10 protein-coding genes are annotated in these 12,850 nt (G+C 46.1%); 4 read left to right on the top strand and 6 right to left on the bottom strand.

The genetic code is table 11. The features are described 5' to 3' along the window. Window positions 1-3: 3 nt before the first annotated feature. Window positions 4-1,362 (bottom strand): MmgE/PrpD family protein, encoded by a 1,359-nt coding sequence (locus GCHA_RS17610; protein WP_007990710.1) that lies wholly within the window; start codon window positions 1,360-1,362, stop codon window positions 4-6. Between the two features lie 86 nt (window positions 1,363-1,448). Here GCHA_RS17610 and GCHA_RS17605 point away from each other — a divergent pair, with 86 nt between their 5' ends. The 3 genes from GCHA_RS17605 to GCHA_RS17595 are packed head-to-tail and all read left to right on the top strand — an operon-like array spanning window position 1,449 to window position 3,844. After that, window positions 1,449-2,204 (top strand): GntR family transcriptional regulator, encoded by a 756-nt coding sequence (locus GCHA_RS17605; RefSeq protein ID WP_007990708.1) that lies wholly within the window; start codon window positions 1,449-1,451, stop codon window positions 2,202-2,204. Window positions 2,205-2,217: 13 nt separating this feature from the next. Then, window positions 2,218-2,523: a YciI family protein gene (locus GCHA_RS17600; RefSeq protein WP_007990705.1), complete on the top strand. Its 306-nt coding sequence runs from the start codon at window positions 2,218-2,220 to the stop codon at window positions 2,521-2,523. A gap of 55 nt (window positions 2,524-2,578) precedes the next feature. After that, window positions 2,579-3,844, top strand: coding sequence for an MFS transporter (locus tag GCHA_RS17595; RefSeq protein WP_007990703.1), 1,266 nt, complete (start codon window positions 2,579-2,581; stop codon window positions 3,842-3,844). A gap of 517 nt (window positions 3,845-4,361) precedes the next feature. Here the strand turns inward: GCHA_RS17595 and GCHA_RS17590 are convergent. From GCHA_RS17590 to GCHA_RS17580, 3 genes are read right to left on the bottom strand one after another with little or no spacing between them, the layout of a single operon-like run. Next, entirely contained in the window at window positions 4,362-5,780 is a 1,419-nt protein-coding gene (locus GCHA_RS17590) for an aldehyde dehydrogenase family protein (RefSeq protein ID WP_007990695.1), read from the bottom strand. Beyond that, window positions 5,773-6,828, bottom strand: a complete 1,056-nt coding sequence (locus GCHA_RS17585) for a nitrilase-related carbon-nitrogen hydrolase (protein ID WP_007990693.1) — start codon at window positions 6,826-6,828, stop codon at window positions 5,773-5,775. Before GCHA_RS17585 ends, GCHA_RS17590 begins: the two co-directional genes overlap by 8 nt. A gap of 3 nt (window positions 6,829-6,831) precedes the next feature. After that, complete coding sequence (locus tag GCHA_RS17580; protein ID WP_007990692.1) at window positions 6,832-7,134, bottom strand: DUF1330 domain-containing protein; 303 nt, start codon at window positions 7,132-7,134, stop codon at window positions 6,832-6,834. Window positions 7,135-7,415: 281 nt separating this feature from the next. Here GCHA_RS17580 and GCHA_RS17575 point away from each other — a divergent pair, with 281 nt between their 5' ends. Continuing rightward, window positions 7,416-9,680: a tetratricopeptide repeat protein gene (locus tag GCHA_RS17575; RefSeq protein WP_039992760.1), complete on the top strand. Its 2,265-nt coding sequence runs from the start codon at window positions 7,416-7,418 to the stop codon at window positions 9,678-9,680. Window positions 9,681-9,780: 100 nt separating this feature from the next. On the opposite strand, the gene GCHA_RS17570 is transcribed toward GCHA_RS17575, so the two are convergent. Together GCHA_RS17570 and GCHA_RS17565 are read right to left on the bottom strand one after the other, a co-directional pair. Beyond that, window positions 9,781-10,392 (bottom strand): hypothetical protein, encoded by a 612-nt coding sequence (locus tag GCHA_RS17570; RefSeq protein ID WP_007990689.1) that lies wholly within the window; start codon window positions 10,390-10,392, stop codon window positions 9,781-9,783. 116 nt (window positions 10,393-10,508) lie between these two features. Further along, the coding region (locus GCHA_RS17565; protein WP_039992751.1) for a PKD domain-containing protein at window positions 10,509-12,850 on the bottom strand (2,342 nt) is incomplete at its 5' end.

Below are 12,850 nucleotides of genomic sequence, written 5' to 3'. Positions count from 1 at the left end.
AATTTATTCACTATGTTGATTACGCATCAGCGCACTGAAAGTGGAAATATTCCCCGACTGCAACCAGTCAAACTGACATAACTGTTGTATTTGTTGTTCTGACATACCACTGTGACTCAGCAACATATGCGCTTTTGCATGGCGCTGAGCCTCAGTTAACGGGGTTTCTGGGTCGCCTAAGGTATCTATATGTTCGCGCTGATACTGAGTTCCGTTTTTCAATCGTACTGTGCAACTGGCACCAAATCGGGCAGGATAACGACGTTCAATTTCTGCGTTTACCTGCACGCGAATTACCCCGCGTAAAGCGCTGCACTTAGCTTGGCTAAATGCCTCAGGAAGATAGTGAGCAAGCATTGGTGCGCCCCACAATAGCATGGCGGCTAATCCATGCTGAATACTGAACTTGGCTTCTAAGCTCGTTTGCGGATTCGCTCTGTCACAAAACACTTGGGCGTCTTGATAAACCCCCACATCGATATGTGCTACTTCATCGCTACTAAAACCATACTCACGCATAAGCTCTTGCAATACGTCCATCGCAGGGTGAGCGTGACGACAGGCCGGCCAAGGCTTAAAGCTACAGTCATAAATTCGCCAACTGGGGTGCGTTTGAATAAACGCTTCGGGGCACGAATCATCAGATAAGGCAGCAAAAATCCCTTGCGGGCCTTCCAATATATATTCCGGCCCACTTAAGTTGTGCTTAGCCATAAAACTGGCCATCAGCCCAGCACGACATGCTTCTGCGTTATGCCATTGCTTAGTTAGCACTTGCTCGTTACGCATTTGCCATAAGCCGCCTGTGGTACTACCCGCATTACCAATCGCCCAAAGGGTTTGCTGTTGTGACAACTCAAAAATGGCCGCTGTCGCCGCCGCTGCGCCAAGGGCACCACAGGTGGCCGTATTATGAAAATAAGCATAATGACTGCGACCAATCGCTTCCCCCATACGAATGGTGACCTCGTAGCCGCGAATTACCCCTCGCAAAAATACGTCAACAGAGCACCCAACTTGCTGCGCTGCTGCAAGAGCGGCGGGAATAACCACAGGCCCTGGGTGCAAAATAGAGCTACGATGAATATCATCCATCTCCAGCACGTTGCCTAGCGCCCCGTTATACAACGCCGCATTTTGCATACTTAGTTGTTTAGTTTGACCAATTGCAGAGCATGGCCCACCTGCGTCTAGGGTTAACAATGCCTGATAAGCAGAACCTGCTGCAGAGTCAGCACCTAGGCTGGCACAGGCAACCCAATCTAAAACATGTGCACCGGCTCGCATCAGATCTTGCGGTGCGACCGACTTTTGATCAATGTCAATTAACAGCTGTTTGGTGAGTGAAAGATTGATTGGCAATTTAGTGTTATTCCTATACTCTTCGATTTGTCCGGACATATTTATAACAGGTATTTTCCTGTTATTCGAATAACCATCGAGGATAAATGACTAAAATCAAATCTCAGTCAAGTAAGCACGCACTTCCTTTGTATCAAACCATTGGAGAGACGCTCATTAACCAGATTTTGTCTGGCGAGTATGCGCTCAATACCTTGCTGCCAACCGAAAAACAGCTTTGTGAGCAATTTTCGATAAGCCGTCACACCGCCCGCGAAGCCTTGCGGTACGTAGAAAAAACTGGCTTAGTTGAGCGCAAGCAAGGGTCAGGTACGCTCGTCAAACGTAACACCATGCCAGAACAAATAAATCAGTTCATTAACTCGGTAAAAGATCTTCTGGCTTTTGGTCAGCACACCCGATTTGAAGTACACGTCAGCGACATGATTGTATTGGATGAAGAAACAGCTGCCTTGCTTGACACAACGGAAGGTCATGAATGCATCCATATTGGTGGTATCCGTACTGAGCCTCACGATAAAAAGCCAATTTGCTATTCGAATATCTATCGCCGCCCACATCAAGACGAAGTGGACGAAAAACTAAAAGACAAAAAAACCGCAATTTACGCAGTGATAGAAGCGTTAGACGATAAGAAAATCGGCAAAATTGAACAGCAAATATCTGCTTGCCTGTTGCCTGAGCCGCTGGCTTCACAGCTATCAGCAAGCGCAAACTCAGCCGCCATGAAAATTACTAGGCGCTATTATTCAGTAGCGGATGACGATTTAATTCTTGTCGCACAAAGCATTTATCCAGCTAAGCGCTTCAGCTTTACGTCTGTTCTTTTTCCCAATAAGTGAGCATTAAAAGACAATGTTAGTGCAATTTCACTGTGTTGATAAAACCCCATCCCAGCAAGATAAGCGGCTTGAAAATTTGGGCGCTCATCTTGCTTGGGTGGAATCGAACATGGCACAAATATGTGTTGCAGGCCCTTTAAAGCAAGATGAACAGATTGTGGGGTCTTTATACATACTGGACGCCCCGACGGTTCAACAGGCAAAAACACTGCTATTTAGCGACCCTTATTATCTCGTCGATATTTGGGCATCAATAAAAATTCAAACGTTTAATGCTTACGCCGGTACTTGGGTAGGCGGGAAAAACTGGCCAACTTAATAATAACAATTCCTGTCCTGCGCAGAGAAATAACAACAATACAAGAGGAATACCCATGCAGTCAGTATCAGAGTCGAATGAAAGCCCAGTATCCGAAAAGGGCAAACGAGCGGGACATCCTATGCACTGGATCACCGTATTTATTGCCATGACGTGCTTGTTAGTCTCTAACGGCATGGTGATCACCGGCATCACCGCGTTCGATGGGGCTATTCTTGCCGAATTTAGTGACTGGTCTCGGGGCGATCTTAAATTAAGAGGGTTCATTACCCTAGCGATCACCGGCCTGTTGGCTCCCATTATTGGCGTGTTAATCGACAAAATTGGGGTTAAGTTTCTTATTATGGTAGGCACTGTGGTGCTCAGTCTAAGCTTTTACGCCTATGGCAATATTCAAAATATTAGCGACCTATATTTGATTCATGCTGCATTTGCGATTGTATTGCTGGCTTGTGGTTTAAACGTAGCTGTTATTTTGGTTTCGAACTGGTTTGTTAAGCTGCGCGGAACAGCCATTGGTATTGCCGTGGTTGGCACTTCATTGGGTGGCGCCGTGCTGGCCCCTCTATTTGGTGGCTGGCTAGCGGATGGCATGACATGGCGTGAAGGAATGCAATTGGCTGCTCTCATTCCATCCAGCTTATTTTTACTGGCATTATTTTTACTGCGCAATCGCCCCACTGACATGGGACTCAAGCCCTATGGTTTTGATGGCAGCGCGCAAACGCCAAGCGCCGATCTTTCCCAACACGGCTTAACGTACAAAGAAGCCATTAAAACGCGTTCATTTTGGTCAATTGCCTTTATCGCTATGTTCACCTTCTACACCATAATGGGCTTTCAGGCCAACCTGGTGTTACATCTAATGGATCTCGGGTTTAGCGTTCAAGCTGCCGCAGCGGGACTCAGCGTATTGTTTATTCCTGCCCTCATCGGTAAGTTTCTATTTGGCTTAGTGGCCGACAAAATTACCGGTAGGCGCGTTCTGTATTCTAATTTAAGTTTAATGCTACTCGGCTTAGTGGGTATGTTATTTACCGGCGAAGATACTGTGCTCATTGCCGTTGGTTTAATTGGTTTTATGTGGGGCGGTTTTTACACCTTATTGCAACTCAATGCGGTAAACAACTTTGGCCTTAAAGCATCAGGCAAATTATTAGGTACCATCACGGTATTAGATGCCTTTGGCGGCGGCTTAGGCATTTGGGCAACAGGTGCCATTTACGACGCCTACGGTAGCTACCAAAATGCATTTATGATTTTCTGTGTATTGGTGGCTTTATCTGTGGTGCTGATCAGTCAGGTTAAAAAGCACGTGTAGCTCGCTACGGCACATGTGCCCGACTCTTTCTAACAAAGGTTTTTTTAAGCCATAAATTAACGGCAAGCGTGCTCTACGTTTGCCGTTTTTTGTTGGCTAATAACAACAGCGAAACGCTTCAGTGCTCTTGTGATATTTTCTGCTATAAGCGTTAGGTCATAGCAACTCAAAACGGTCGTTAAGAACAGTTGTTAAGAACGGTAGTTATAAACAGTCATTATAAACTGTAGGAAAGAACGCTAGTTAGAAACGATAACAAAAGGCGCTGGCTAAAAAGGGCAAGAAACGGTGTCAATATGCAGTTTTATTTAGCAGTACTGGCTTAGCGATTGACTGCGTAAGACCATTGTCTGTTTGCCTTATAGCTTATTCACTGTGTTGTGACGTGAATACTCGTCACAAAGTGCAGAACCCACACCATAAAAAAGCCGCCTAGCAGCGACTTTCTTATCATTGCGCCATGCTGTTTCCAGCTGCGCCGTGGGATTTCTAGCATAATGCCTAGCGTAAAATTGGCTTAAAACCACCAAGGCGACGGCACGCCCGTATTGCGGATATAAGCCTTTTTGCGAGTGAACCGGCGAATCGACTCTGCGCCCATTCTTGAACCGCCTAAGCCAGAATATTTGAATGATTGTTTTTCAGCTTCATGGATAAGCGCTGTCAATGACGCATCGTTAATACTGACTGCACCTGCTTCAAGTTGGCTAGCTACCTGCTTTGCATAATCAACGTTTTGGCTAAACACTGCCGCTGATAGACCAAATTCAGAGTCATTAGCCAGCGCGATAGCTTGCTCATCGCTGTCGACGACAGTAACAGGTAGAATAGCCGCAAAGGTTTCGTCACTCACAATACGCATGTCCGGTGTGACATCCGTCAGCACTGTCGGGGCACAATAGCGTCCTCCGCCAAGATTACGAACCTCACCGCCACATAGAATGGTCGCTCCTTTGTCTTTAGCGTCTTGCAATTGCGCTTCTACAATGGCCACTTGTTTCGCGCTTATGATTGGGCCAATCTGCCCTTGGTGAATGTCTGGGTAGTTGTGCGCGAGGGCATCGACTTTTTCTACCAATTTGGTCAGAAATACTTTGGCGATATCTTTGTGAACATAAGCCCGTTCTAACGACATACAAGATTGCCCAGCGTTGACCATACTGCCCCAACATAAGGCTTTTGCGGCAAGCTCTGGGTCTGCGTCATGACATACCAAAGCAGGATCTTTACCTCCTAACTCTAAAAACGCTGGAATAAAACGCTCAGCACATGCCTTACCAACCTGACGACCAGTCGCAACGCTGCCGGTAAAACACAGCGAATCAACGTTTTCAATAACCGCTTGACCGGTTGCGCCAGCACCTGTCACGATATCAAGCACCTTGTGTAAGGCCGGTACGTTTGAAAGCAGCTCATTAAATGGCGTAACAAATCGCGAAGTCACTTCACTGGGTTTAATTAACACTGCACTGCCAGCAAGCAAGGCGGGGATCGCATCGACTAACGACAGCAGCAAAGGGAAATTCCACGGGCTGATGACCCCCACTAAAGGGTAAGGCAAATAGTCTTGCTGTAATTCAATAAACGGAATTTCAGCCGCCCAAGGCTCTGACTTGGCCAGTAATCCTGGGGCTTGCTTGCACCAACGATGTATACCACTTATGGTCACATCCACTTCTAATTCCGATTCACTTGCTCGTCCGGTGTCGTTTACTAGGGCTGCAACCAGCTTGGGCTTATGTTCAGCCATTGCATCGGCTAAATTCTCTAGGGCCTGTATGCGACCGCTCAAACCGAGTGCCCACCACTGTATTTGTTGTTGCTTTAATTGCTGAGCAATATCCACGACGTTTTGTGCACTGAACAAGGGTAAATTAAAATCTTCTTTGCCTGTGCGAGGGTTGATCACAACCATTGTTTGCATGTCGTTATTCATCTGACTGCTCCGGCAAAATGACCCCGGCTTTTTTCAAAGCTTGAATACTATTAAGCTGTGTTTGAATGAAGTGGCTGCGTTCGGGCACGTTAACCTGCTGACCAGCATTGAGCATGGTATTCGCCGGATACACAGCTTGATTGTAATGCGCACTAAACAGTTCATTTCGCTGGCGAGACAAAATATTGCCCATACCGGGTTTGTTTCGATAGCGGCGTAAAGCAGTGATATCAAGCTCAGCATTTGCCACCATGCTCTCCCCCATTCCTGCCTCAGCCATAACCCTGCCCTTAAAATCCACTAATTTAGACATACCATCGGTAGACTCAGCAGGAAAATCAATATCCGCAATGCCTGCGGAATTCGCCGACACAACGTAGGCTAAATTCTCAACCGCGCGGGCGCGCTTGGCGATATCTTTAGGCGTTAGCTCAACAGAGCCAACTTCTGAGCTACTGTGCAACAATACCTCTGCGCCATTCATCGTTAAACAACGGCTGATCTCAGGGTATAGAATTTCTTCTGAGGCGACGCAGGCTAAATTGCCCAGCTCGGTTTTCGCCACCGGAAACAAGGCGTCTTGACCGTATACATCTAAGTATTTGTCCAGCACATCATGGGGCGTGGGTGCAAACATCGAGACCAAACGACGGTAGCGCAAAACACAATCGCCATTTGGCCCGAGAATAAATGAAGTTTGAAAATACAAATCGCGAAAATGGGGATCAAGCTCATACACATTGCCAGAAAGGTAAATATTATTTTTCTGGGCTATTTCACTGAGCAAATCGTACTCTTTACCGTCTTGGGCAATAGCACCTTTTTCTTTCCACTCGCTGAGGGACTCTCCTAATGGAAAACTAGTTAAAAAATACTCAGGTAATACGACTAATTTAACGCTGGGCCCAACAAACCCCTTAGTTCCTTGTACTTGCCCAGCCACTGTGCGTATGTTTTTGATCATTTTTTGCCTAGCATCGGCAACGTTTAACTTATTAATAGCAAAACATCGCGTTTGTAATGCAACTGCGGTATACGCTAAAGACATGAGTTACTCCAATGTTGTTTGTGACAAACCGTCGATTAGCAAAACACTAAATTGCCCTGTACCTTCACGATGCTTCTTGGCTTGTACATATTCAGGTGACTGCCAAAAGTTGTGCGCCGCTTGGCAATCGGGCCACTGAGATATCACCACGCTTTTCGGAGCATCTTGCCCTTCAATGAGCTCGGGCTGACCCATGGCAATATACTGGCCACCAAACTTTTCGACCAAAGGCGGTACAACTTCAGTGTATTTAGCAAATTTCTGCCAGTCATGAACTGTGGCTTGAATTATTAAGTAGGCGCTCATTTAGCCCTCTCAGCAAACAAATTTCGTTTACTTTAGCAAATGCCACAACATATTGAAGTGAAAGCAGTTTTATAGATTCGTTTGTTTGATATTTGGCAATGGTTAATCCCTCAAAACGAGAAAAAACAAGATATGCTATTTAACGAAGTCGTCAACTCGCCGTAGACAAGCTTAATAATTAATCAAAAAATACTCAAAAATCGATTAACTTTCCGGTCTATTAGTTTAATAATGATCCCGTTAGATCCCTTAAACGACGATAACAATAATGGATGGCAACTGTGACAAAAGGACAATCCACAGAGACCTCTCATAATAAAGCGCGCTCTCGAGGAATTCGAGCGTCCAAACAAAAACTACGTAGTGCACAATTAGCCGCAGGGTTTAAATCTCAGGCAGAAGTAGTTGATAAAATACAAAGCCTTGAAGGCTTAGAAAAAGCACCTCGCTCTTTGGTAAGTAGGGTGTTTCGAGGAGATCCTGTCGATCCCTTGAGCATCGAAAGAGTAGCAAAAGCATTAAATGTAGAAGCTTGGGTGCTCTATTTAGACTCTGGTGAAGTCGATGTCTCGACCCAAAATACAGCTAATCATGACGGTGCGTCCGCGGTTAATCAGCAAGCACTAGCTCACACTGAGCCTGAAAAGGTCCCAGAAAATAATGAGCATTTACATGTACCTCGGCACGACAATGACGCTCCCCCATTAGCGGCGGAACATGCTGAAAGCCCGCTCCCAGCAGTGCTTAACCCTTCGTTAGATTCACATCAGCAAGACTCCCCTGATAACAAATCTGACAATACATCTGGCAACACACCTGATATACACAAAGCTGAAGACGTTGAGCGTCAAAAACAGACAAACAAGCGCATGCCTTTGTTGCTGGTCACGCTAGTTGTTTTACTTTGCGTATTGCTCGTAGACCGATTTTGGCCATTCGATGACAACAGTGTCGCCAGCACTGCGCTGGCAGGCATTGTCGATATTGACAATAAAGTGGTTGCTGTCATGCCAATTACAGGCCCAAGAGGTAGCGATATAACGCGCAGTATTGAGCAGTTACTGGCTGGCCCAACCCAGCTTATTGTTGGTAGTTCTGCTTTGCATGCGAGTGTACAAAGCCCACAAGAATTATTGCGTAGCAAAAAAGCCGATCTGGTCATAAGCGGCGAATTAATTGAAATTGGTCGCTACATCGCGGTGCGTTTATTTTTATCTCGTGATGAAAATATGCAGCAAGTTTGGTCTGGGGTTTTCAGCAAGTCTTCTTCTGAACAATACATCGAATCACAACTGAAAGAGGGTTTGAACACGTTACTCACCAAACGTCCGATCGCTAATATTGCTGACTGGTACAGCTTGCAACGCTTTTTACATGGTATGCAGAATTTTGAAGGTGAGCGTTCAGAACAAGTTATTTTACGCGCAATGGCTGACTTTCAGCGCGTCATCAATAGTGCACCAGAGCTAGTGCATGGCTATGCAGGAATGTGCGCAGCCCTAGTGGAGCAAAATTTAGAAACCAGTGACAAAAATTACCTAGAAGACGCCAGCACCTATTGCAACAAAGGGGTAGCCATAAAGCCTGACTCTGTGTTTATTCAAAACGCACTGGGCAATCTCGCCAGAGTTAAGGGAGATTATGAAATCGCCAATCAACATTTTGCCAAGGCGCTCGGTGCCGATCAAAATGATACTACTGCCCTGCAAAAGATGGCTGAAAGCCAGATGCGTATGTTTCTTAAAAACCGCGATCCTGAGCTTTTCACGCGCATTCTAGCAGCCCTTGAGCACGCAGCTGAGCTTGAACCGAATAATTGGAAAATCCCTTATACCCAAGGCCGCGCCCATTACTTTAAAGGGGATCAAATCGGCGCTATCGATTATTTCAGCCAAGCTGCAGAGTTGTCTGTTAACTACCAAACGCTAAACAATCTAGGGGCGTTGGAGTTTTGTGTTGGTGACTTGCAAAATGCTAAAGCACATTATCAGCAAGCTTTAACCCTTAAACCAAAGCACACCGTATTGTTGTCGAATATTGCAGTGCTGCATTTTTACCTCGGAGAGAACCAACAAGCGTTGGATATTTTTGAGCCGCAAATCAAGCGCATCACCGAAGAAGGTGGCCCTGGGCTATACCAACTCTGGTCGAATGTAGCAGACGTCTACCGCACGCAAGGTCACACCAAAAAGGCACTTCAAGCATATCGTAATGCCATGTCTGAACTTGACCGTGAGGTTAGCCAAGGGGAAGCAAACGTGATGCAAAAAGCATCTCGTTTGGCTATGTATATTTTAGTTACTGAGCTTTCACCTGAGTTGCAAACCGCTCAACTGTTAGCATCGCTGCAAGAGCAGGCTGAAGCCCTTAGTAACGCGGCTGATCCTGTGTCATTGCATCAACTCGCATTGAGCTGGCTGCACCTTGGTGACACGCATAAAGCCAGTGAGTACCGGGATAAACTCAGCGCTATTTGCCCTGGTTTTGCCGCATCACCAGACTTTAAGGCGTTAAACTCAGCCGCGCTAAACGTAAACCCTAGCTAACAATGGACAAATGCAACGCACCCATGGTTAAGCATAGGTATTTTCGTCGGTGTAAGCGTCCGTAATTTCTTCGGTGTTAGCGTCGGTGTAAGCATAAGTATTAGCTCGGTTTAACACCTTTATATCTGCAGGCTAGCCCTAGCACACCGAGTAAGAATACTCCCCAGGACGCAGGAGTAGGCACAGGCACATTGCTTGTATCGTCAAGCACTGTAATTTGTGCGTCAAATACACTGATATCCAACGCGATCGCATTCGCATCAGACACAATAAGATTGCTAAAACTAAGCTGACTAACACCTACATTACTCGCCATAAACGTCAGCGTAGCAAACATGAACTCATCAGCTTGAGCAGATAAATCATCAACAAAAGAGACGGCATATACGTCGATATCATTAACGTTTGCGAATACGTCAAAAATATCAAATTCATCTAACGCGATATTGCCCACCGCTGAATTTATAGAGCTCACAATGTTATTGAACCCAAGCAAAAATTCAAACCCGCCTACATCGTCGGTTTCTAACCCGGAAAACCATAATTCAAATGACACTGTATCGCCGATATTAACGGTTTCGTTTACGCTACTTTGCGCGTTGTTAAACGATAGTATTGGCAATGCACTTGCCGTTTGATTAACCCCAAGAAGCAAAGTTGCTGCAAGAACTATGCGTTTTAGCGTATGAGCGATATTGGTTTTGATCAACATGAATATTCCTTATTTATATATTGAATTTGCAGTAATTTCTAACGCTTGTGTCACTGTCATGATCGAGATAATCATATGAGATAAAGCAGCACATCCTTGTGCTTATCTCGCTGGTATTAATCGGGTCTCGACAAGCAACGCGGTAGGTCACACTCCAGTGCACATCCTCTGGCGTCGAGCACATTAATCACGCCATTTTGGTCCCAATCTGCGACATCATTTTCTTCTGCTGTTGCATTACGACGTCTAGCAATAGCGCGAATGTCCAAGCTATCAACAAAGTTATTGCCATCAACATCACACATCTTAGGTTCAACCTGCGCTATGACATCAATGAGTACCTCGTCGAAGTCACTCGCCTGCCCATCGCTAACCACTAAGCGTAAGGTATACAAACCAGCTAAGTCGGGGTCGATAAAGGCAACCACATTATTTTGATTAACGATAGTGGCCACACTGTTCTGGGGACGTGAAGCAATTTCCCATAGGTAAGACAGAGATTGAGGGCCAGAATCAGGATCAAAGCTCAGTGAGCCATCCAGCACCACACTTTCACCAGCATCAACTGTTTGATCCTCTCCTGCATTTGCTACCGGTATTTGGTTTTCACTGACGGTAACCACAACTGAATCAGAATCGCTCAATTCACCATCGCTCACTGAAACCATTAGCGTATAAGCCCCCGATACATCTGGCACAAACATCGCTGATCCGGTTGAGGTGGTTTGAATACTCTCGCTATTTAGTAAGCTACCTTGTGGCACCGACACAAACACCCATTCGAACGACAATGGGGCTGGGCCCTCGTCTGGGTCAAAGCTGGCAGAGGCATCAACCTGGATGCTGTCGCCTATTTCGATTTGCTGATCATTCCCGGCGTTAGCGACGGGCGGCTGGTTTATTACGACTTCATTGATAACCACAGTGACTGCCATGACATCTGTTAGTTCGCCGTCTGAAACCGACAATTGTATGCTATAGCTGCCCGCTACATCGGCAGTAAAACTCGTGTTGGGGGTTCCTTGGTTAACCAAACTGCCACTGGAAACCGCACTACCTGTTGGCACACTGAGCACTTGCCAACTGTAGGTCAATGCCTGAGGCCCATTGTCGTTATCAACACTTGCACTGCCATCAAGGGTGACTTGCGTACCGGTTAGCATTTCACCGCTTACTTGCACATCTGCTTGCGGCGCTACATTTGCTTCAGCGACCCGTACAACGACTGAATCACCTGTACTGCTATTTTCGCCATCATCTACAACAAGGCTGAATACATAGTCACCCGCCACATCAGGCGTAAAGCTAGGGTTTACACTTGAAGCATTTTGCAATTGTTCAAGGTTACTGCCTGCTGGAACGGCACTAATGGTCCAAACGTAAGTGAGTAAATCCCCGTCAGGATCACTAGATGCACTGCCATCAAGTTGTGTAAGCGCGTTTAGCTCAGCGTTTTGATCTGCACCGGCATGGGCGGTGGGTGCACGGTTCACCACTGTCACCGTAACAATAGCGCTGTCTGTAAGTAAGCCGTCGTTCACTTCAAGCTCAAATCTATACTCTCCATATACGTCTGGCTGAACCGTGGCATTTGAGCTTTGTGCATTGGTGATATCAGCTTGTGTCAAACCGCTGAGATCAGGGGTAGAGACCAATGCCCAGCTGTACGAGAGTGGCTCTGGTGCGTCGTCGGGGTCAAACGAACCCGAACCATTGAGTTGAATAACCTGATCTTTATATACCGTTGGCGCAGAAGACGCTGACGCAATAGGTTTTTGCGGATCAGGGGCCGCGGTAGGCAAATTAAACTCTAGGACGTAGTCGCCAATTTGATCTTTGCCTGATGTCCCATCACTTAGCACCAGTGTGTACGTGCCATCCATTGGCAGGCTTAAATTATAGAGTCCAGCGCTGGAATAGTCGCCTGCGTTCGTAAGGTAACTGCCATCGGGACTATGTACAGTCATAAAGGGGTATAAGTTTATGGCGTCAATTTCACGCATGACTAACGTTACTTCATCTCCCACAGCCCCATCAAAGGTGAACGTATCCAAGTCACCTTGAGTCACCGTTTCAAAATAGGAGCCAGCACCACTCAACTTCCCATGTTCATTCGCACCGAGTGATTTAGCAAAGTAAATTTCATAATCAGCAGTTTGATCACGTCGACTTGTTCCATCTTGTACTAATAATGTGTAAGTGCCGGTCTGCGTAGCGAGAAGATTTCTTATACTCGCCACAGAGTAATTACCAGACTGACTCAGTCTCTCCCCTTCAGGTGAATAAAGCACCATCCATGGAAAATAGTTATTCCGATCCACATCCGACAATTGGATATGTAAACGTTCACCTGCACTCGCGCTAAATGTCCAGGTATCTAAGTCACCTAAGGTGATATCACCGCTGACGGAGCCACCATTTATCAGCGAACCATGTTCATTAGCACCCAGTGATTTGG

The organism is Paraglaciecola chathamensis S18K6, assembly GCA_000314955.1.
Taxonomy (GTDB): domain Bacteria; phylum Pseudomonadota; class Gammaproteobacteria; order Enterobacterales; family Alteromonadaceae; genus Paraglaciecola; species Paraglaciecola chathamensis.
The sequence above is the reverse complement of the archived record's forward strand: the minus strand, read 5'-3'. Positions and strand labels throughout refer to the sequence as shown.